Source organism: Achromobacter sp. JD417, from assembly GCF_041879325.1.
Lineage (GTDB): Bacteria > Pseudomonadota > Gammaproteobacteria > Burkholderiales > Burkholderiaceae_B > Achromobacter > Achromobacter mucicolens.
In genome coordinates this window covers 1,734,973-1,754,930 of record NZ_CP087159.1, presented here as the reverse complement: position 1 = coordinate 1,754,930, position 19,958 = coordinate 1,734,973, and the positions used below count along the sequence as shown (strand labels likewise).

The window sequence follows — 19,958 nt, the reverse complement described above, 5'->3', positions numbered from 1 at the left end:
AGTCCGACAATTGAGATACCACCTCGTAAATTCTGTATTATGCGAGGCACAACAATTAAACATAACTTCGCCGGCGATTAAAGCAGTTCCATAATCAGGAATAAACATGGCCCGAGAAACCTACGCAGCTCTGCAAGCAAAGATCGAAAAGGAAATCAACAAGCTCCAGAAGAAGGCGGAAGTCCTTCAGACGAAGCGCCGCAAGCCGGTCATCACCTCCATCATCACGTCGATGCGCGAGTACGACATTACGCCTGACGAGATCATCGCCGCCTACGGCGCAGGCAAGCCCGCGCGCGCCGCCACCGGTGGCCGCCGCAAGGCCGGCGGCCCCGCCCGCGCAGCCGGCGCCGACAAGCGCGCCGTCGCGCCCAAGTACCGCCATCCGCAAACCGGAGAAACCTGGAGTGGCCGCGGCAAGGCGCCGCGCTGGCTCGCCGCTGAAGAAGCCGGCGGCGCCACCCGCGAGAGTTTTCTTATCAAGGAATAAAACCTATTCTTCAGTAAGAAAAAAAGCGGCGCACCATGATGGTGCGCCGCTTTTTTATTTTAAGCAGGCGCCGCGAGGCGCCTGCTTTCGTCAACGTGCCGGGAATTGAATCTCGCGCTCAGCGCCATTATTGCCTGGGAAATTGTCGAATATGGCACGCACCAGATAGGGCATGGTGCGAATCAAATCGTCACGCTCGCTCAATATGAACGCCGTCGAGCGGTAAACTTCCGCGCCGCCGTTCTGGGTATCACGAATGAAGAGCGAGAGGGAATTGCGCTGGACGACCATGGGCACGTCCACCCAGTCAGGCCCCCAGAATCCCGCGCCCATGCCCCAGGGGCCCGGCCCATAGAAGCCGCCGTAGCCGCCGTAGAAATACGGGTCGTACGGACGGCGCACCATCACCTGCGTCTGGCTTGTGCCATAGCGGAACGACACATCAAACCGCCCCTTCACGCCAGGGCGCGCCTCGACCAGTCCCGTGGCCCCGATCCCCGCGCGCACCATATCCTGAAATGACTGATATTCCAGATTATTGATTTGGGATGGGTCGGCAGGAACAAACTGGTAGGTCTGGCCCTCGACACCGGTTGGCCATTGCTGAAACGACGTCACACGGGCGGAGACGGTGGGCGCGGCGCAGCCTGTCAGCATCATGGCTGCAAGCACCGAAAAAATACCGGCCCATCGGCCCAGACTGCTAATCCAAGACATCCTGGACATTTGAGACTCCTGTTCGCGCGACGGCGCCATCATAACGAGCTTTGACATAAGCGCTTGCCAAAAGTTTTCAGGCTAGCCCGTACGCCCAAGGTACCGCTCAACCGCCAGCCACTACAATAGCCTTCTTGTTCATACAGGACTGCAAATCCCCATGCGCACCGACACGCCCGTTACCGTATACCGCAAGGATTACCAGCCCTACCCCTACGAAATTCCTGAAGTCGCCCTCGCCTTCGATCTCGCGCCAGACGCGACCGAAGTGCGTTGCACGATGCACGTGCAGCGCAGGCAAGACGCCAGCGCTGACGCCGCTCTGATCCTGGATGGAGAAGAGCTGGAACTCGTGTCGGTAGGCGTGAATGGCGAGCCGCTGCCCGCGGCCAGCTACCAGTTGACCGAACACACGCTCACGCTGCGCGGCCTGCCCGCCGATGCCACCGTTGAAATCGTCAGCCGCTGCAAGCCTTCCGCCAATTCCACGCTGATGGGCCTGTATGTGTCTGGCGGCAATTTCTTCACGCAATGCGAGGCCGAGGGCTTCCGGCGCATTACCTGGTTTGCCGATCGTCCCGACGTGATGTCGCGCTACCGCGTGACGCTGCGCGCGCAGCCCGAGTATCCCGTGCTGCTGTCCAACGGCAACCTGATCGCCTCGCGCCAATTGCCCGACGGCCGCAATGAAGTCGAGTGGGAAGATCCGTTCCCCAAGCCCTGCTACTTGTTCGCGCTGGTCGCGGGCAACCTGACGCATCGCGAAACCACGGTCAAGACGGTCAGCGGCCGGGACGTGCTGCTGCAGGTCTACAGCGACCCGGGTTCCGAAACCAAAACCGAATGGGCATTGGATTCCCTGGTGCGTTCCTTGCGCTGGGACGAGAGCCGCTTTGGTCTCGAACTGGATCTGGACCGCTTCATGATCGTGGCCGTCCATGACTTCAATATGGGAGCCATGGAAAACAAAGGCCTGAATATCTTCAATGCGGCCTACGTGCTGGCCGACGCCGAAACCGCCACCGATGCCAACTACGAAGGCATCGAGTCGGTCATCGGGCATGAATACTTCCACAATTGGACCGGCAACCGCGTCACCTGCCGCGACTGGTTCCAACTGAGCCTGAAGGAAGGTCTCACGGTCTTTCGCGATCAGGAATTCAGCGCCGACATGATGGCCCGCGACATGGACGCGGCCGCCGCGGCCAGCGCCCGCGCCGTCAAGCGCATCGACGACGTCGTCGCGTTGCGCGCCGCGCAGTTCCCGGAAGACGCCGGCCCCATGGCGCATCCGATCCGCCCCGAGAGCTACCAGGAGATCGGCAACTTCTACACGGCCACCGTGTACGAGAAAGGCGCCGAGGTCATCCGCATGCAGCACACGCTGCTGGGCGAGGCCGGGTTCCGCGAAGGCATGGACGAATACTTCCGCCGCCACGACGGCCAGGCCGTCACGTGCGACGACTTCGTCGCCGCGATGGAATCCGTCTACGTCAAGCAGCACCCGGGACGCGACCTGTCCGTGTTCCGCCGCTGGTACCGGCAGGCCGGCACGCCGCGCGTCACGGTCAGGCTCGACCACGACGCGGCCACCCGCCGCTGCACGGTGACGCTTACCCAGGCCTGCCCGCCGGTCGGCGTCGAAAAGAAGGCCGGCCCCGACTACGTGAAAGCGCCCTTCCACATTCCGTTTGCGATCGGCTTGCTGGACCGTGAAGGCAACGCGTTGCCGCTGCGTCAGGACGGCGCGGTCGTGGACACCGCCCTGCTGGAACTGACCACGCAAAGCCAGCAATGGGTGTTCGAAGACATCGCCGACCGCCCCGTGCCCTCGCTGCTGCGCGACTTCTCGGCGCCGGTCATTGTGGACTACGACTGGTCCAACGAGGAACTGGCGCTGCTGTCCGCGCACGATGGCAATCCGTTCGCACGCTGGGAAGCCGGCCAGGAACTGGCCACCCGCCAGATTCTTGCATTGGCCGACGCCAGCCAGGCGGGCCGCCCGCTGCAGGCCGATGCCGCCTTCATCGAAGCCTGGCGCGCGTTGCTGACCGATCCCGCCCTGGACGCCGCGTACCGTGCGCGCGCGTTGGCGCTGCCTTCGGAAAAGACGCTGGCCGAGCGCATGCAGCAGGTCGATCCGCCTGCGTTGGCCGTGGCACGCGATTTCCTTCGCGCCGAACTCGGCCGTCAGCTCCATGCCGAATTCCGCCGCGCCTTCGACGAGAACCAGACGCCGGGCGAATATAGCCCCGCGCCGATTCCCGCCGGCATGCGCGCATTGAAGAACCTGGCGCTCAGCCACCTGATGGCCGCTGGCGAGCCCGAAGCCCAGCGCCTTGCCGAAACGCAGTACGCCACCACCGGCAACATGACCGACAGCATGGCCGCGCTGGCCGCCTTGATCAACTTCGGGCAAGGCGACTACCCGAAAGAGGCGCTGGCCGCTTTCTACACCAAATGGAGCGCCAATCCGCTGGTGGTGGACAAGTGGTTCGCGCTGCAGGCCACCGCCCGCTCGACCACGGTGCAGACCGCCCGCGAGCTGATGCAGCACCCGGCATTCACGCTGCGCAACCCGAACCGCGCCCGCGCGCTGATTTTCCAGTTCTGCCTCAACAATGCCCGCGGCATGCACCAGCCGGACGGCTCGGGCTACACGTTCTGGGCGGAGCAGGTGCTGGCGCTGGACGCGCTCAATCCGGAGATCGCCGCGCGGCTGGCGCGTGCGCTCGACAACTGGTCTCGCTTCGTCCCGGCGCTGCGCGCCCCCATGCAGGCCGCGCTTGAAAAGGTGCGCCAGCACGACGGCCTGTCGCGCAACGTCCAGGAAATCGTATCCAAGGCTTTAGAATTCGCTGCATAGGGAGATCCTTTTGAAACGTAAAACACTCACTCAATACCTAGTGGAGCAGCAACGCTCCGCCCAAGCCCTGGCGCCGGAAGTGCGCCTGCTCATCGAAGTCGTGGCGCGCGCCTGCAAGGCCATCAGCCACGCGGTCAGCAAGGGCGCGCTGGGCGGCGTTCTGGGCAGCCTGGAAAGCGAGAATGTCCAGGGCGAAGTCCAGAAGAAGCTCGACGTGCTGTCCAACGAGATCCTGCTGGAAGCCAATGAATGGGGCGGCCACCTGGCGGCCATGGCGTCGGAAGAGATGGAAACCATCCATCTGATCCCGAACCGCTACCCCAAGGGCGAATACCTGCTGCTGTTCGATCCGCTCGATGGCTCGTCGAACATCGACGTGAACGTCTCCATCGGCACAATCTTCTCGGTGCTGCATGCGCCGCACGACGTGTCCGGCGCGCCCGTCTGCGAAGCCGACTTCCTGCAACCGGGCAACAAGCAGGTGGTGGCCGGTTACGCGGTGTACGGTCCGCAGACGATGCTTGTGCTGACCATCGGCAACGGCGTCGTGGGTTTCACGCTGGATCGCGAAATGGGCTCGTGGGTGCTCACGCACGAGAACATCCGCGTGCCGGAAGACACCAAGGAATTCGCCATCAACATGTCGAACAAGCGCCACTGGGCTGCCCCGGTCAAGCGCTACATCGACGACTGCCTGGCCGGCTCGACCGGCCCGCTCGGCAAGGACTTCAACATGCGCTGGATCGCCTCGATGGTGGCTGACGTGCATCGCATCCTGACCCGCGGCGGCATCTTCATGTACCCGTGGGATGCGCGCGAGCCGGGCAAGGCCGGCAAGCTGCGCCTGATGTACGAAGCCAATCCCATGAGCTTCCTGATCGAACAGGCCGGTGGCGCGGCCATCAACGGCGTCGAGCGCATCATGGACATCCAGCCCGACACGCTGCACCAGCGCGTCAGCGTCATCCTGGGCTCGAAAAACGAAGTCGAACGCGTGGGCCGCTATCACGCCGAAGACGCGGGCAAGTAAGACACCCGCCGCGCTTTCGGCGCGCCAATGCAAAAGCCCCCGGCCGTCATGGCCGGGGGCTTTTTTTCAAGGGTACAGGCAAGCAGGGGTTGCGTTACTTGACCTCTTCGATGGACTTCACGTCGTCCTTGTTGATCTGCATTTTCTTGCCGTTCTGTTCGTACTCATACATGCCCGACTTCTTGTCGTAATCGGGCTCGTCGGGCGCTACGGTCGAAGATCCGTCGCGTTGGTGAATAACCGAGGGCGACGAGCATCCGGCCAGCACACCAACGCCGGTCATCACCAGGGCCAACGTCATGGTCTTCAGCTTCATGGTTGTGTTCTCCGAGTGTTGAATAGGTGATTTCACTCTATCCGAATCGCTCCCCGAAATCGTGTCGGGTTGTCGGCAAAATGCATAAGAACGTAATCGTCCCCGACCCCAATAATGAAAAACCCCTCGCAGGACTTGCCTGGGAGGGGTTGCAACCGTACACAAGCCGCAATCGTGCTTACACCTTGGCGTGTGTCTCGATGAAACGGCGTACGGCGGCCTCGCTGCAGTCCATGACTTCGACGCGTTGCGGCAGCGATTCCAGGTCAGCGAGGTTGCCCGGCGGCGTGGCCGGACGGCCAAGCGCTTCCTCGATGGTCTCGGAGAACTTGGCCGGCAGCGCGGTTTCCAGCACGAGCATGGGAACGCCTGGCTCGACGAATTCGCGCGCGACCTTCACGCCGTCGGCGGTATGCGGGTCGACCAGCACGCCGGTGGTGTCGTAGACGGACCGGATCGTGGCCAGGCGATCCGTATGCAAGCTGGCGCCCGACACGAAGCCATAACGCGACTCGAACTGGTCCTTCATGTCGGACAGGTCGAACGCGCCATCGCGCGCCATCGTCGTCCACAATTCCTTCACGCGGTCGGTATCGCGGCCCGTCAGGTCGAACACGAAGCGCTCGAAGTTCGACGCGCGCGATATGTCCATCGAGGGGCTGGACGTGGCGTACGTCTGCGCGGCCGCGCGAGGACGGTACACGCCCGTGCGGAAGAACTCCTCCAGCACGTTGTTCTCGTTCGTGGCAAGCACGAGGCGGCGGATGGGCAGACCCATGCTGCGGGCAATGTGGCCCGACAGGATGTTGCCGAAATTGCCCGACGGCACGGCGAACGACACTTCTTGTCCCGCGCGCTCGGTGGCGCGCAGCCAGCCATGGAAGTAGTAGACAACCTGGGCGGCGATACGGGCCCAGTTGATCGAATTGACGGCGCCCAGACGGTACTTCGTCTTGAAGGCCAGATCGCCGGCCAGCGCCTTGACGATGTCCTGGGCTTCGTCGAAGACCCCGCGCACGGCGATGTTGTGGATATTCTCGTCTTGCAGCGAGTACATCTGCGCGCGCTGGAAGGCGCTCATGCGGCCGTGGGGCGACAGCATGAACACCGCCACGCCCTTCTTGCCGCGCAGCGCGTATTCAGCGGCCGAGCCCGTGTCGCCGGAGGTGGCGCCCACGATGTTCAGCGTCGTGCCGCGCTTGGAGAGCACGTATTCAAAGACCTGGCCCAGGAACTGCATGGCCATGTCCTTGAAAGCCAGCGTCGGACCTTCGGACAGGCCCAGCAGCGACAGCCCGCCATCTAGCGGACGCAGCGGAACGATGTCCTCGCTGTTGAAGATCTGCGGCGTGTAGGCGGCACGGGTCAGACGGCGCAGGTCGTCCGAGGGGATGTCCGTGGCAAACAACGACAGCACTTCGAAGGCCAGATCGGCATACGACAGGCCGCGCCACGATTCCAGCGTTTCCGCGGAAACCTGCGGCAGCGTCTGCGGCACCGCCAGCCCGCCGTCGGGCGCCAGGCCTTCGAGCAGGATGTCGGAGAATTCGAGCGGGGCCATGCCGCCGCGCGTAGAGATGTATTTCATGTCAATTGCTCCACGATGCACCGGGCGCCCCCGATCACGTCAGGTTCTCCACGCGCAGGCGCGTCACCTTGGACCGCACGAACGGCAGCGACTCGATGCGCTCGATGGCCTGATTGACGTTGCCTTCGACGGCTTCGTGCGTGAGGAAGATGATGTCGGCGCCGCCGATGTGCGACGGCTGCTGGATCATCGAACCGATGGAAATGCCGCGGTCGGCCAGGATGCGGGCGATGTCCGCCAGCACGCCGGGCTGATCGTCCACGCGCAGGCGCAGGTAGTACGACGTGCTGACCTGTTCGATCGGCAGGATCGGGGTGTCCGACATGGCATCCGGCTGGAAGGCCAGGTGCGGCACGCGGTTGCCCGGATCGGCGGTGTGCAGGCGCGTCACGTCGACCAGGTCGGCCACGACGGCCGAGGCGGTGGGCTCTTCGCCCGCGCCCTGCCCGTAGTACAGCGTCGGGCCGACGGCGTCGCCCTTGACCAGCACCGCGTTCATCGCGCCTTCGACATTGGCCAGCAGGCGCTCGGACGGCACCAGCGCCGGATGCACACGCAGTTCGATGCCGTCGGGACGGCGCTTGGTGATGCCCAGCAGCTTGATGCGATAGCCCAGGCGCTCGGCGTGTTCGATGTCTTCGGCGGCCAGTTGCGAAATGCCTTCGATGTGGGCGCGGTCGAATTGCACCGGCACCCCGAATGCCAGCGAGGCCAGCAGCGTCAGCTTGTGCGCCGCGTCCACGCCCTCCACGTCGAACGTGGGGTCGGCTTCGGCGTAGCCCAGGCGTTGCGCTTCCGCCAGCACGTCGGCAAACGGCAGCCCGCGCGAGCGCATTTCGGACAGGATGAAATTGGTGGTGCCGTTGATGATGCCGGCCACCCACTGGATGCGGTTGGCGGTCAGGCCTTCGCGGATCGCCTTGATGATGGGGATGCCGCCCGCGACGGCGGCCTCGAAGTTCACCATCACGCCGCGTTCGGAGGCGGCGGCGAAGATCTCGTTGCCATGCTTGGCCAGCAAGGCCTTGTTGGCCGTGACCACATGCTTGCCGTTGGCGATGGCTTCGAGCACCAGCTCGCGCGCCAGCGTGTCGCCGCCGATCAGCTCCACGACGATGTCGATGTCGGGATCGCGCACCAGCGCGTGCACATCGGTGTCGACCAGAATGGAGTCTCCCACGCGGGCACGCGCCTTTTCCACGTCGCGCACGGCGGCGCGGGTGACTTCAATGCGGCGGCCAGCGCGGCGGGCGATTTCCTCGGCGTTGCGGGACAGCACGGTCCACGTGCCGCCGCCAACCACGCCAAGACCAAGCAGACCCACCTTCATGGGTTTCATCGCGCCGCCCTCTGCGGGCGGGCGTTGAGGGGAATTCATTTCACTTCTCCATAATCCTGTGCACGAAGCTGTTGCCACCCGATCGCGATGCCGCGGATCCGGCTCCGCCGGTCCGCAGGCATGCCCCCTCAGAGGGGGAAGCGCGCAGCGCTGCGGGGGTGGGCGTCCATCACTTCAGCAATCCGTCCTTGCGGAACATATCTTTGATGCCGCGCACCGCTTGACGCGTGCGCTGCTCGTTTTCGATAAGCGCGAAGCGCACGTATTCGTCGCCATACTCGCCGAAGCCGATCCCGGGGGACACGGCCACTTTCGCATCCGACAGGACACGCTTGGCAAATTCCAAAGAGCCCATCGCCCGGTAGGGTTCGGGGATCTGCGCCCAGATGTACATGGACGCCTTGGGAATCTCCACATTCCAACCTGCTTCATGCAGGCCGCGCACGAGCACGTCGCGGCGGCTCTGGTATTGCGCCACGATTTCGCTCACGCAGTCCTGCGGGCCGTCCAGCGCGGCGATGGACGCCACCTGGATCGGCGTGAACGTGCCGTAGTCGTGATAGCTCTTGATGCGAGCCAGCGCGTTGACCAGCTCGCGGTTGCCGACCATGTAGCCGATGCGCCAGCCGGCCATGTTGTAGCTCTTGCTCATCGTGAAGAACTCGACGGCGACGTCGCGCGCGCCGGGCACCTGCATGATGGACGGCGCCACATAGCCGTCGAACGTGATGTCGGCATACGCCAGGTCATGCACGACGAGAATGTCGTGTTCCTTGGCAAGCGCCACCACGCGCTCGAAGAACGACAGGTCCACGCACTGCGCGGTCGGGTTGCTGGGAAAGCCCAGCACCATCATCTTGGGTTTCGGGATGGATTCGCGCACGGCGCGTTCCAGTTCCTCGAAGAAGTCGACGCCCGGCGTCATGCGCACGGAACGGATGTTGGCGCCCGCGATGACGGCGCCATAGATGTGGATCGGGTAGCTGGGATTGGGCACCAGCACGGTGTCGCCGCGGTCCAGCGTGGCCAGCATCAGGTGCGCCAGGCCTTCCTTGGAGCCGATGGTGACGATGGCCTCGGAGTCAGGATCGAACTCGACCGCGTAGCGGCGCTGGTACCAGTCGCAGATCGCCTTGCGCAGGCGCGGAATGCCCTTGGACACCGAATAGCCGTGGGTGGTGGGACGCGTGGTCGCCTCCACCATCTTGTCGACGATGTGCTTGGGCGTCGCCCCATCCGGATTGCCCATCGACATGTCGATGATGTCTTCGCCACGCCGACGCGCCGCCATCTTGAGCTCGCCGGTAATGTTGAAAACGTACGGGGGCAAACGCTCGATGCGAGAGAACTTCCTCATGATGGGAATCCTTAGGGGCGAAAAGGCAAAAAGACCAGGGCGCGGTCGCGCGAAGGGGAAAGGGGCTCTGAGCCGCGCCAGCTCACGATTGCAGCGCAGCAAAACCCTGTAATCTAGCGCAACGACGCCTTGGCGGCAAATGGGGCAAAAATGCCCCTTTTTCCCCGTGGATACGTTGCAACATGCGGCGTGTCCGATGCGCTATTATCAAGCACGTAAAGCCGGAGTTTTTATTGAAGCTGCATACCGATCCTGCGACGGCCGCTCTAAACACTGTCACCGCCTACGGCGATGGCTACATCGAGGTCAACCAGGTACGTTTTTCCTCTTCGGTCGCTTTCGGCCCCGAAGGCGAAGTGACCATCTGGCCTGTTGAGTCGACGGCCGACATTACCTCCTCCCTCTTGCTCCTGGCAGCCGGATTGTCCGAGCCCGCCCGCAATCCCCTGGATTTTCTGGATGCCCCGGAAGCCGCGCCCAGCCGCCCGGCCAACGCCCCCGAAGTCCTGCTGGTGGGCACCGGCGGCAAGCAACAGTTCCTGCGTCCCGACGTGCTGCGTCCCCTTTTGGCGATCGGCATCGGCGTCGAAACCATGGACACCCACGCTGCCTCGCGCACCTACAACATCCTGATGGCTGAAGGCCGGCGCGTGGTCGTCGCCCTCATCCCTCCCCACGGAGCCACGAATTAATGACGCCGAGCATAGGCAAACCCGCCCCGTTGTTCACCGCCGAAAGCACGATCGGCCCCATCAGCCTCGAGCAATGCCAGGGGCGGGCCGTGATCCTGTATTTCTACCCCAAGGACAACACGCCCGGCTGCACCACCGAAAGCCAGGATTTCCGCGATCTGCACGCCGACTTCCTGTCGGCCAGCGCAATCGTGATCGGCATCTCGCGCGACTCGCTGAAGTCGCACGAGAATTTCAAGGCCAAGTACGAGCTTCCTTTCCCTCTCATCTCCGACGCCGACGAAACCGTCTGCAATCTGTTCGGCGTCATCAAGCAGAAGAACATGTATGGAAAGCAGGTGCGCGGCATCGAACGCAGCACCTTCTTGATCGACGCCTATGGCGTGCTGGTGCAGGAGTGGCGCGGGGTGAAGGTCCCGGGCCACGCCAAGGAAGTCCTGCAAGCCGCCAAAAGCATCGGTTAGCCGCACAGGAAACCCGTCAGGCGCTATAGCCGGCCCAAACAGGAGAGTGACGCATATGCCGCTTCCGAAGTTGCCTACCCGCCCCGCAGCCATCCTGACCTTCCCCTCGGGCGAATCCGCCCGGGCGCAGGCCCGCACCACCAAGACTGCCGCTGCGCGGTCCAACACCCAGGCAGCCCTCGCCGAAGACGAGGACGAACTGCTGGTACAGCCAGAACTTGAAGGCCTGGCGGCGCCGGCACGCAAGGCCCACACGCCGTCGCCCGCTCACCAGGCGCCGCCCCCCGCAGCGCCGGCCGCTCGCGCCCCGGCGCGCCAGCAGGCCAAGGCCGCGCCCGCCCCCGCCAAGCGCGGCAAGGCGCGCGCCCAGAATGAACCTCGCAAGCTGTTCGTGCTGGACACGAACGTGCTGCTGCATGATCCCAGTTCGCTCTTCCGCTTCGAAGAGCACGACATCTTCCTGCCGATGATGACGCTGGAAGAACTGGACCACCAGAAAAAGGGCATGTCGGAAGTCGCGCGCAACGCGCGCCAGGTCAGCCGGTCGCTCGACTCGCTGGTGCAGGACGCCACGCAACTGGACGAAGGCCTTGAGCTGGCCAAGCTGGGCAACAAGGATGCCACGGGCCGCCTGATGTTCCAGACCACGGCCATCCACAGCACCCTGCCCTCGGACTTGCCGATGGGCAAGGCCGACAACCAGATCCTGGGCGTGGTGCGCGCCCTGCAGGAAAAATACCCGCAGCGCGAGGTCGTGCTGGTGTCCAAGGACATCAACATGCGCCTGAAGGCGCGCGCGCTGGGCATGGCCGCCGAAGACTACTTCAACGACCATGTCCTCGAAGACTCCGACCTGATGTACTCGGGCGTGATGCAGTTGCCCGAAGACTTCTGGAACAAGCACGGCAAGGACGTCGAATCCTGGCAACAGGGCGGCACCACCTTCTACCGCATCCACGGCCCGCTGTGCTCGCAGTTCGTCGTCAATCAGTTCGTCTACTTCGAAGGCCAGATGCCGCTGTACGCGCAAGTGCGCGAAGTCAGCGGAAAAATGGCGGTGCTGGCCACCCTGCGCGACTACACCCACGGCAAGAACAACGTCTGGGGCATTACGGCGCGCAACCGCGAGCAGAATTTCGCCATGAACCTGCTGATGAACCCGGAATGCGATTTCGTGTCGCTGCTGGGCCAGGCCGGCACGGGCAAGACGCTGCTGGCGCTGGCGGCGGGCATCACGCAGGTGCTGGAAACCAAGCGCTACACCGAGATCATCATGACGCGCGTCACGGTGCCCGTCGGTGAAGACATTGGTTTCCTGCCCGGCACCGAAGAGGAAAAGATGCTGCCCTGGATGGGCGCGCTGGAAGACAACCTCGACGTGCTGAACATGGGCGAAGGCGAAGGCAACGGGGACTGGGGCCGCGCGGCCACCATGGACCTCATCCGCTCGCGCATCAAGGTCAAATCCCTGAACTTCATGCGTGGCCGCACCTTCCTGAACAAGTACCTCATCATCGACGAGGCGCAAAACCTGACGCCCAAGCAGATGAAGACGCTGGTGACCCGCGCGGGCCCCGGCACCAAGGTGATCTGCCTGGGCAACATCGCGCAGATCGACACGCCCTACCTGACGGAAGGCAGTTCGGGCCTGACCTTTGTGGTCGACCGCTTCAAGGGCTGGCCGCACTCGGGCCACGTCACGCTGCAACGCGGCGAGCGCTCCCGCCTGGCCGACTACGCGGGCGACGTGCTCTAGGCTGGTTCCAGCAACGGCAAACAAAAAGCCCCTTGATCGCTCAAGGGGCTTTTTTTCACTACCGCGCGCCGATTATTTGTCGGCTGCGTTGGTGATGGCATTGCCTGCCCGGGACATGTCCTTGCCCATGCCGGCGACGGTATTGCAACCGGCCAGCACGAAGCCGAACACGACAAAGGCAGTCAGCACAATCTTGCCGCGCATGCTGTGACTCCAAAATGAAAAAATGAAAGCGCCTGCGCTCAGGCGATCTGCACGCGCAGTTCGCCCAGGCCTTCGACGCCGCCAGTGATCACGTCACCTTGGCGCACGGCGCCCACGCCCTCGGGCGTGCCGGTGAAGATGATGTCGCCGGGCTGCAGTTCAAACAGGCCCGACAGATAAGAAATGCTTTCCGGAATATTCCACAGCATCTGCGAAATGTCGCTGGATTGCTTGCGCTCGCCGTTGACGTCCAGCCAGATGGCGCCCTTGTCGAGCGTGCCGACCACGCTGCGCGGGTGGATGGGGCCCAGCGGCGCCGACTGATCGAAGGCCTTGCCGATTTCCCAGGGGCGGCCCTGCTTCTTCATTTCGCCTTGCAGGTCGCGGCGGGTCATGTCCAGACCCAGCGCATAGCCCCACACGCATTCGTTGGCCTGGTCGACGGGGATGTCGCGGCCGCCCTTGCCCAGCACCACGACCAGCTCCATCTCGTAGTGCAGATTGGAAGTCTTGGGCGGATAAGGCATCTTGCCGGTTTCGCCGTCGGCCACGAACAGCACCGCGTCAGCGGGCTTGCAGAAGAAGAACGGATCTTCACGGCCCGTGAAACCCATTTCCTTGGCATGTTCGGCGTAATTGCGGCCGACGCAATAGACGCGGCGCACGGGGAACAGCGCGGCGCTGCCGGCAACGGGGACCGCGACGGGCGGCTGGGGAGGCAAAACGTAGTCCATGAGCTATCAACCTATGACAAATACGTGACCGGAATATCCGGGAAAAATGTTACCCCGACGCCGCGCGCGCTTGGCATGCCCTGTGCCCCCGCGATGGGGCGTTGTTGTTGTTGGGCGGCCGGGCGTTTGAAAAAGCACTCGCGAGTGTAGCCCTTTCTGCGGCCAATGCGAGGGCCGCACGGAACGGGCGCCTGCAAGACAACGGCGCGGCGGCGACAGGCCACGGGCCGTCGCGGCCGCGCCGCCGGTAGGCGCCGGCCGGCAAGATGCCGGCTGGCGTGTAGCCCGATCAGCCCTTGGTGTAGCGCTCGGCGCTGCGCACGATTTCCTCGTGAGCGGCGTCCACGCCCTTCCAGCCCTTGACCTTGACCCACTTGCCCTTTTCCAGATCCTTGTAGTGCTCGAAGAAATGCTGGATACGGGAGATGTCTTCCGCGGGCAGATCCTCGTAGGACTTGATGTTGCGGTACGGGGGGTACAGCTTTTCGATCGGCACGGCCAGCAGCTTGGCGTCGCCGCCCGACTCGTCGTCCATTTCCAGCACGCCGATGGCGCGGCAGCGCACGACGGCGCCGATCTGGATGGGGAACGGGGTCAGGACCAGCACGTCGGCGGGGTCGCCGTCTTCGGACAGGGTCTGGGGGATGTAGCCGTAGTTGCACGGATAGTGCATGGCCGTCAGCATGAAGCGGTCAACGAAGATTGCACCGGAATCCTTGTCGACCTCGTACTTCACCGGGTCGGCGTTCATGGGGATTTCGATGATGACGTTGAAGTCTTCCGGCAGCTTCTTGCCAGGGGAGACGCGATCAAGACTCATGGTTCAACCTTGTTTGTCTGAAAGGATATTCAAATCGAGCCGTCGTCCTTGAACGGCGGCTTGGTGGTGGGCACGGGCGCCGCGGGCGGCGCAGGCTTGGGGGCCGGCGCGGCAGGGGCCGGCGAATACGTGGGCACGGGCTCGTCGAACGCCGCAGCAGGAATGGGCGCGCTGTCGAAGTACTCGTCGATGTCGGACGTTCCGCGGGCCAGCGGCGCGTCTTCGGGCGCCAGGGCGCGGTCTTGCTGCGCCTTGCTGGCGCGGGCATCCGGATCCAGTACGTAGTCCGACGCCGATGCGGCAGCCGGCGGCAAGGCCGGGTAATCGCCACCGGTGTCCGCATCGCTGTCGGTGTCCGACAGGCCGACGGCATAGCCGCCTTCGGCATCCACGCGATACGGATCCGAGCCGGTGTCCGCGGCGGGAAGCGCCGCATCCGAGGCCAGCACCGGCAACGCCATGCTGGCGGCCGTGGCCAGGCGCCAGTGGCGCACGGCATCGACCGGCCGGTCCAGACGATCGTACAGACTGCCCAGCAGCGCGTGCGTCTGCGCATCGCTGCGGCGGGCCAGGCTGCGCAAGAGGTAGCGTTCGGCCTGTCCCCAAAGCTGGCCATTCAGGCACAGCATGCCCAGGGCGGTCAGGAGGTCGGGATCGGTCGGGCGTTGATGCAGCCAGGTCTCGGCCTTGGCCAGGCGCCGCGACACCTGGTCGGCTTCGCAGCGGGCGTAGGCCGCCACCAGGGCGGGATTGAACTTGACCGCGATGGCCGATTCCAGGACGCGCGCCGCTTCGTTGGGCTCGCCGGCGGCTTCGAATGCCGCGGCGCCCGCCAGGGCGATTTCCGGGAGCAGGCGCTCTTCGGCCTTGAGGTCTTTCCAGATGGGACGCCAGGCATCGTTGGCCGCGGCGGCACGCAAGCGCGCGGCGCCCGCGGCATCGATCAGGACGTCGGCTTCAGGGCGGCCCAGCGCATTGCGGCGCGACAGTCCGCGCGCCAGCGTGAAAACCTGTTCCTGATGATTCAGGGCCGTGTGCGCCCGCAGCAGCAGGCGCATGGTGTGCAAATGACGGGCGCCGCCATCGGCCAGCGGACCCAGCACGGTCAGTGCGCGTTCAGCGCGGCCCTGATCGAGCAGCATGTCGGCCGAGACGGTGGCGGTGGCTTCAATGAGGCCGGGCTCGGTGCCGGCCTGCTCTTGCGCGTTGGCCAGCAGACGATCGCGCCGGTCGAATTCGCCCAGGCCATGCGCGGCACGTGCAGCCGACAGGGCTGCCAGCACGCGCCGCGTGCGGACCTTGGTCTGGTCCAGAAGCTTGGTCAGGTCTTTTTCGGCGTGGGCGTAGCGGCCTTCAAGCAGGCCGATCCAGCCGCGTTCGAGCAATTCGTGGTCGCGCGCCTGCGCGCGCTTGCCGCGCCAGGCCCGGACGCGATCGGGAATGGCGAGCAGCCAGGCCAGAAACCGCAGGCCCACGTACAGGATGATGAAGGTGGCGACGATGAGCAGGACGGCAAGCGTCAGCGACATCTCGATGCGCCACGGCCACACCAGAAGCAGCACGTTGCCTGCGTGCGAGCGCAGGACCACCGCCAGGGCGACGGCGACGACGGCGAGCAGCAGGGTCCAGAACCAGGTACGCATGGGTTCAGTCCTGGTCGCTGGTCTTGAAGCCGGCGGCGCGCAGGGCCGCCACGGCGTTCAGGCTGTCCGCCACATCCGGCATGCGCACGGCGATGTCGGTCTGGGCCAGTTCGCGCGCAAGCGTCTGCGCGGCGACGGTGTCAGGCGAGCGGCCATCGAAGTACTTGGAAAGCGTGGTGCCAACGTTGTCGAGTTCGCTCTTCCAGACCGAGGGCTGGCGCATCAGCATCGCGAGCTGCGCGGTCAACAGGCGCTGGCGCAGCGTGCCGCGCACCTGATCGGCCTGTTCGGGCGACAACAGCAGCGCGGCCGGTTCGTCCACGCGCTGGATGGTGATGAGACCGCCAAGTTCGTGAGCCAGCGCGGAGCCCGCGCGGCCAGGCCACGAGGCCACTTCGGCGCGCCAGCGCTGCCACCAGGGCGCATCGGCGGGCAGGCCGGCCTGCGGATCGATCGTGGGGGCCGGCGCGGGCGGCTGGGCTTGACCGACCGGGGACACGCCCGGCGACACGGTATCCGGCACCAGCAGCGGCGCCTTGCCGATCAGCGCGACCAGGCGTTCGATGCGGCCCGATTGCGCGGGGATGTCGACGGTGGACACGGCACGCAGGCGGTCCAGGTCGCCATTGATGGATTGCTGCAGGCTGGAGAACCGCGGGCGGTCGGCACGCGCCAGGCGCGATTGCGCGGTTTCCAGGGCGACGATGGCGTTGGAGACGTTGCCGGCCAGGCGCAATTGCTGATTGGCGATGGTCAGCAGGCGTTCGACGTCATTGGCCAGCAGTTCGTCGCTGGCGCTGTCGTTGAAGTTCTGCCAAGCCTGTTGCAGGGCGTTGTATTGGCTTTGCGTTTCGCGCAGCGTGTCTTCGAGTTCGGCGACGCGGCCGGTCTGCGCCTGCGCGAGGGCAAGCGCTTCGCGGGTGTCCTTGCGGGCTTGCGCCACATCGGCGCTGAGCGTATCCAGGCGCGTTGCCACTTCGCGGCCCGCGGAGACGAACTGGGTGCGTTGCTTCCACAACGCATATCCCAGGCCCACGGCCAACAGGATGACGATTATCAGCGCGGTGGCCAAAGGACCACTGCCGCGCTTGGCCGGACGGGCCTTGACGGAGTCGGCCGGGGCCGATGCGGACGCGCTTGCGTCCGGGGCGGCCGGATGAACGGCCGGATCGGTAGCGGGAGTCTTATCTGTCATGACGCGATTGTATTCGGTGTCAGTCCGAACCAACGAATCAAGCAGCAACAAAAGCCTGGAAAATCGACTCGTCGTTGGGCACGCAGATTTTTACCATCGCCGGCTCGGACGCGCCAATGCGAGGCTGCGGCAGGCGGCCCACCAGCGAGGGATGCGTGGCGACGAAGCGGCAGCGCTGCCACCACCCGGTCAGCCCCGCGGCGCTGAGCTGACCATCAATGGCGTCGACGCCCTCTCCGCTGGTGACCAGCCAGGTGGCGGTGACGCCTGCATCGGCCCATCGCCTGAGGGTGGCAAGCTGTTCGGCGGTCCAGCCAGCCGGTTGCCGGCGGTAGGCCGCGTGGCGTGTCACGTGCGCACCATGTGCCTCGAGCGTATCGCCGAGCCAGTCCCGCCCCTGCGTGCCCCGCACCACCAGCACGCGCGCGGGCAACTGAGGCTGGGCGGCAAGCACGCGCCAAAGCGCCTCGGAATCATGGCTGGGGGCCGATTCGTCCGGATGCAGAACTGTTGTATTCACGCCAAAACGGCCGGTCTCGCGCAGCGCCTGGGCACTGGCGGGCCCGACCGTGGCGACCGCGACGCCCGCAGGCCAGTCCGCGGCGCCATCGGCGCGCGCGAGCTGATCCAGGTATTGGCGCGCGGCATTGCCGCTGACGAACACGACGAGGTCGTAGGCCGACGGCCGGGGCAGGTCTTCGGCAGCGACAGACAGGGGGTGGATTTCAAGTGCGGGCAGGATGCACGGTTGCCAACCGGCGCCCTGCAGGCGGCCGGCCAGCGCTTCGTTGCGCCCTGCGGGCCGCGTCAGGATGGCGATGCGCGGCCCGTCGGCGGCTGCAAACGCCGGGTCCATCACTCGGACCCGGCGTTTTGCAGCAGTTCGCGAAGAATCGTCTCTGCACCCGCCTCCAGGAGTTCGGAGGCGGCGGCTTCGCCGATGGCTTCGGCTTCGGCCATGGGACCGCTGTGCGTGGCATGAACGACACGGGTGCCGTCGGGCGAGGCCACCAGCGCGCGCAGCGACAGCGTGTCGCCGGCGAGCTGGGCAAAGGCGGCCAGGGGCACCTGGCAGGAGCCGCCCAGCTTGCGCGACACCGCGCGCTCGGCGAGCACGCAGGCGGTCGTGTCTGCACTGACCAGCGGTGCAAGCCACGCGCGCATGTCGTCGCGGTCGTCACGGATTTCGATGCCGAGGGCGCCCTGCCCGGCCGCCGGCAGGCTGTCTGCGGGGTCGAGCAGGCTGCGGATGCGCTCGCCCATGCCAAGACGGTCCAGGCCGGCGGCAGCCAGCACGATGGCGTCGTAGTCGCCCTTGTCGAGCTTGGAGAGGCGCGTATCCAGATTGCCGCGCAGGGGCTTGACCACCAGGGCGGGAAACCGGGAACGGATCTGGGACTCGCGGCGCAGGCTGGACGTGCCGACCACGGCGCCCGCAGGCAGGTCCGCCAGCGAGGCATATCGGTTGGACACGAAGGCATCGCGCGGATCCGCGCGATCGAGGACGGCGCAAAGCTCAAACGGCGCCTGCAGATCCACCGGCACGTCCTTGAGGGAGTGGACGGCGAGATCGGCACGGCCGTCGAGCAGCGCGTTTTCGAGTTCCTTGACGAACAGACCCTTGCCGCCCACCTTGGACAGCGTGCGGTCGAGGATCTGATCGCCTCGGGTTGTCAGGGTAAGAAGTTCAACTGCGCACGCTGGGTACAGCGTGCGCAGCCGATCGCGCACATGCTCGGCTTGCCACAGGGCAAGCCGGCTGGCGCGGGTCGCAATGACCAGACGTTGCGGTAGAGACACGTGACGCCATCAAACGAAGTTGGAGACGATGATCGTCGCGACTACCCCGAGGATGGCCAGCACGAACAGACCCTGAAGAAGGCTCAGGCCCGATTCGGATTGCTGGGGATCGGTGGATCTACGCAGACTCATGTGCTGATTCCTTGGAAGCGTTCTTGCGGCTTGCAAGCCACCGTCCAAGGACAACAACGAGCAAGGCGCCAATGATTTCAGCGGCGATTTTAACCGTAGTCGGCTGAACGCCAAATTGACGCTCGACAATAACGTCGGTGACCAGCATGCCGCCAGCGATCCAGCCCAAGAGGCCCGCGCCGAAGGTGACGACCAGCGGATAGCGGTCGATGAGCTTGAGCACCAGCGTGCTGCCCCAGATGATGATCGGCACACTGACGACCAGGCCAAAAATGACCAGACCCAGCTGATGGTCGGCATGCGCGTTCTGCGCGGCGCCGGCGATGGCGATCACGTTGTCCAGGCTCATCACGAAGTCAGCAATGATGATGGTCTTGATCGCGGCGACGATGGATGTGCCGCCCTTGATGTCGCCATGCGCATCGTCTTCGGGAACCAAAAGCTTGACGCCGATCCAGACGAGCAGCAGCGCGCCCACGACCTTCAGGAACGGGATATTCAGAAGCTGCATTGCGAAGGCGATCAGCACGACGCGCAGAATGATTGCCCCAGCGGTGCCCCACAAAATGCCTTGCATCCGTTGCTTGGGCGCCAGGTTGCGACACGCCAGCGCGATCACGACAGCGTTGTCGCCGCCGAGCAGGATGTCGATAAGGATGATCTGAAATACCGCTGCCCAACTCAGCGTCTGAAAAAACTCAAGCACTTTGAACCCCCGAAGGCATTTATGAAAAGAATGGCCGGTCCCGGCCCGGCCGCCCTGCCGCGCGCCTTCGCGCGGCAGGTTTATTTAGAAAAACATATTATTGTAGTTC

At 64.7% G+C, this 19,958-nt stretch carries 20 protein-coding genes; 6 read left to right on the top strand and 14 right to left on the bottom strand.

From position 1 onward, the window contains the following. The first annotated feature begins 106 nt into the window (after positions 1-106). Positions 107-490 (top strand): H-NS family nucleoid-associated regulatory protein, encoded by a 384-nt coding sequence (locus LN047_RS08070; RefSeq protein ID WP_373981472.1) that lies wholly within the window; start codon positions 107-109, stop codon positions 488-490. 90 nt (positions 491-580) lie between these two features. On the opposite strand, the gene LN047_RS08065 is transcribed toward LN047_RS08070, so the two are convergent. Further along, the gene (locus LN047_RS08065) at positions 581-1,216 is read right to left on the bottom strand and encodes a DUF4136 domain-containing protein (RefSeq protein ID WP_373981471.1); all 636 of its coding nucleotides are present in this window, start codon (positions 1,214-1,216) and stop codon (positions 581-583) included. 151 nt (positions 1,217-1,367) lie between these two features. Between LN047_RS08065 and pepN the strand changes: the two genes are divergently transcribed. Next, on the top strand, positions 1,368-4,073 hold the full coding sequence (gene pepN / locus LN047_RS08060) for an aminopeptidase N (protein WP_373981470.1): 2,706 nt from the start codon (positions 1,368-1,370) through the stop codon (positions 4,071-4,073). Between the two features lie 10 nt (positions 4,074-4,083). Further along, entirely contained in the window at positions 4,084-5,103 is a 1,020-nt protein-coding gene (locus tag LN047_RS08055) for a class 1 fructose-bisphosphatase (protein WP_056322592.1), read from the top strand. A 94-nt stretch (positions 5,104-5,197) separates the two neighbouring features. On the opposite strand, the gene LN047_RS08050 is transcribed toward LN047_RS08055, so the two are convergent. The 4 genes from LN047_RS08050 to alaC all read right to left on the bottom strand — a co-directional run bounded on the left by LN047_RS08050 (position 5,198) and on the right by alaC (position 9,703). After that, entirely contained in the window at positions 5,198-5,419 is a 222-nt protein-coding gene (locus LN047_RS08050; RefSeq protein ID WP_056322589.1) for a YgdI/YgdR family lipoprotein, read from the bottom strand. A 178-nt stretch (positions 5,420-5,597) separates the two neighbouring features. Further along, positions 5,598-7,007 (bottom strand): threonine synthase, encoded by a 1,410-nt coding sequence (gene thrC / locus LN047_RS08045; RefSeq protein ID WP_373981469.1) that lies wholly within the window; start codon positions 7,005-7,007, stop codon positions 5,598-5,600. Between the two features lie 34 nt (positions 7,008-7,041). After that, entirely contained in the window at positions 7,042-8,346 is a 1,305-nt protein-coding gene (locus tag LN047_RS08040; protein ID WP_056322581.1) for a homoserine dehydrogenase, read from the bottom strand. A gap of 169 nt (positions 8,347-8,515) precedes the next feature. Next, entirely contained in the window at positions 8,516-9,703 is a 1,188-nt protein-coding gene (gene alaC / locus LN047_RS08035) for an alanine transaminase (protein ID WP_056322579.1), read from the bottom strand. A 233-nt stretch (positions 9,704-9,936) separates the two neighbouring features. Between alaC and LN047_RS08030 the strand changes: the two genes are divergently transcribed. From LN047_RS08030 to LN047_RS08020, 3 genes are read left to right on the top strand one after another with little or no spacing between them, the layout of a single operon-like run. Then, positions 9,937-10,395: an Mth938-like domain-containing protein gene (locus LN047_RS08030; RefSeq protein WP_142055794.1), complete on the top strand. Its 459-nt coding sequence runs from the start codon at positions 9,937-9,939 to the stop codon at positions 10,393-10,395. After that, positions 10,395-10,859 (top strand): peroxiredoxin, encoded by a 465-nt coding sequence (locus tag LN047_RS08025; protein WP_062838474.1) that lies wholly within the window; start codon positions 10,395-10,397, stop codon positions 10,857-10,859. The genes LN047_RS08030 and LN047_RS08025 overlap by 1 nt, the downstream gene beginning before the upstream one ends. A gap of 55 nt (positions 10,860-10,914) precedes the next feature. Further along, complete coding sequence (locus LN047_RS08020; protein ID WP_175235415.1) at positions 10,915-12,615, top strand: PhoH family protein; 1,701 nt, start codon at positions 10,915-10,917, stop codon at positions 12,613-12,615. A gap of 72 nt (positions 12,616-12,687) precedes the next feature. Here LN047_RS08020 and LN047_RS08015 read toward each other — a convergent pair whose 3' ends face one another. The 9 genes from LN047_RS08015 to LN047_RS07975 all read right to left on the bottom strand — a co-directional run bounded on the left by LN047_RS08015 (position 12,688) and on the right by LN047_RS07975 (position 19,849). Then, positions 12,688-12,819 (bottom strand): entericidin A/B family lipoprotein, encoded by a 132-nt coding sequence (locus tag LN047_RS08015; RefSeq protein WP_008164311.1) that lies wholly within the window; start codon positions 12,817-12,819, stop codon positions 12,688-12,690. A 38-nt stretch (positions 12,820-12,857) separates the two neighbouring features. Then, positions 12,858-13,553 (bottom strand): fumarylacetoacetate hydrolase family protein, encoded by a 696-nt coding sequence (locus tag LN047_RS08010; protein ID WP_128827800.1) that lies wholly within the window; start codon positions 13,551-13,553, stop codon positions 12,858-12,860. A 289-nt stretch (positions 13,554-13,842) separates the two neighbouring features. Then, entirely contained in the window at positions 13,843-14,373 is a 531-nt protein-coding gene (gene ppa, locus LN047_RS08005) for an inorganic diphosphatase (RefSeq protein ID WP_056322566.1), read from the bottom strand. Positions 14,374-14,402: 29 nt separating this feature from the next. Then, complete coding sequence (locus tag LN047_RS08000) at positions 14,403-16,016, bottom strand: heme biosynthesis HemY N-terminal domain-containing protein (RefSeq protein WP_373981468.1); 1,614 nt, start codon at positions 16,014-16,016, stop codon at positions 14,403-14,405. Positions 16,017-16,020: 4 nt separating this feature from the next. Beyond that, positions 16,021-17,211 carry a uroporphyrinogen-III C-methyltransferase gene (locus LN047_RS07995; protein WP_062838497.1) on the bottom strand — a complete coding sequence of 397 codons (1,191 nt, stop codon included), beginning with the start codon at positions 17,209-17,211 and terminating at the stop codon, positions 16,021-16,023. Positions 17,212-17,248: 37 nt separating this feature from the next. After that, positions 17,249-18,067 carry a uroporphyrinogen-III synthase gene (locus LN047_RS07990; protein WP_373981467.1) on the bottom strand — a complete coding sequence of 273 codons (819 nt, stop codon included), beginning with the start codon at positions 18,065-18,067 and terminating at the stop codon, positions 17,249-17,251. Further along, positions 18,067-19,011 (bottom strand): hydroxymethylbilane synthase, encoded by a 945-nt coding sequence (gene hemC / locus LN047_RS07985; protein WP_373981466.1) that lies wholly within the window; start codon positions 19,009-19,011, stop codon positions 18,067-18,069. Before hemC ends, LN047_RS07990 begins: the two co-directional genes overlap by 1 nt. A gap of 9 nt (positions 19,012-19,020) precedes the next feature. After that, entirely contained in the window at positions 19,021-19,143 is a 123-nt protein-coding gene (locus LN047_RS07980) for a hypothetical protein (protein ID WP_255357201.1), read from the bottom strand. Further along, entirely contained in the window at positions 19,130-19,849 is a 720-nt protein-coding gene (locus LN047_RS07975; RefSeq protein ID WP_056322555.1) for a TerC family protein, read from the bottom strand. Before LN047_RS07975 ends, LN047_RS07980 begins: the two co-directional genes overlap by 14 nt. Positions 19,850-19,958 lie beyond the last annotated feature (109 nt).

What these genes read in the sequence shown, in the direction of transcription:
- LN047_RS08070 (WP_373981472.1), top strand. Translation starts at nt 107, where the DNA reads ATGGCCCGAGAAACCTACGCAGCTCTGCAAGCAAAGATCGAAAAGGAA.
- LN047_RS08065 (WP_373981471.1), bottom strand. Translation starts at nt 1,216, where the DNA reads ATGTCCAGGATGTCTTGGATTAGCAGTCTGGGCCGATGGGCCGGTATT.
- pepN (WP_373981470.1), top strand. Translation starts at nt 1,368, where the DNA reads ATGCGCACCGACACGCCCGTTACCGTATACCGCAAGGATTACCAGCCC.
- LN047_RS08050 (WP_056322589.1), bottom strand. Translation starts at nt 5,419, where the DNA reads ATGAAGCTGAAGACCATGACGTTGGCCCTGGTGATGACCGGCGTTGGT.
- thrC (WP_373981469.1), bottom strand. Translation starts at nt 7,007, where the DNA reads ATGAAATACATCTCTACGCGCGGCGGCATGGCCCCGCTCGAATTCTCC.
- LN047_RS08040 (WP_056322581.1), bottom strand. Translation starts at nt 8,346, where the DNA reads ATGAAACCCATGAAGGTGGGTCTGCTTGGTCTTGGCGTGGTTGGCGGC.
- alaC (WP_056322579.1), bottom strand. Translation starts at nt 9,703, where the DNA reads ATGAGGAAGTTCTCTCGCATCGAGCGTTTGCCCCCGTACGTTTTCAAC.
- LN047_RS08025 (WP_062838474.1), top strand. Translation starts at nt 10,395, where the DNA reads ATGACGCCGAGCATAGGCAAACCCGCCCCGTTGTTCACCGCCGAAAGC.
- LN047_RS08020 (WP_175235415.1), top strand. Translation starts at nt 10,915, where the DNA reads ATGCCGCTTCCGAAGTTGCCTACCCGCCCCGCAGCCATCCTGACCTTC.
- LN047_RS08015 (WP_008164311.1), bottom strand. Translation starts at nt 12,819, where the DNA reads ATGCGCGGCAAGATTGTGCTGACTGCCTTTGTCGTGTTCGGCTTCGTG.
- LN047_RS08010 (WP_128827800.1), bottom strand. Translation starts at nt 13,553, where the DNA reads ATGGACTACGTTTTGCCTCCCCAGCCGCCCGTCGCGGTCCCCGTTGCC.
- ppa (WP_056322566.1), bottom strand. Translation starts at nt 14,373, where the DNA reads ATGAGTCTTGATCGCGTCTCCCCTGGCAAGAAGCTGCCGGAAGACTTC.
- LN047_RS08000 (WP_373981468.1), bottom strand. Translation starts at nt 16,016, where the DNA reads ATGCGTACCTGGTTCTGGACCCTGCTGCTCGCCGTCGTCGCCGTCGCC.
- LN047_RS07995 (WP_062838497.1), bottom strand. Translation starts at nt 17,211, where the DNA reads ATGACAGATAAGACTCCCGCTACCGATCCGGCCGTTCATCCGGCCGCC.
- LN047_RS07990 (WP_373981467.1), bottom strand. Translation starts at nt 18,067, where the DNA reads ATGGACCCGGCGTTTGCAGCCGCCGACGGGCCGCGCATCGCCATCCTG.
- LN047_RS07980 (WP_255357201.1), bottom strand. Translation starts at nt 19,143, where the DNA reads ATGAGTCTGCGTAGATCCACCGATCCCCAGCAATCCGAATCGGGCCTG.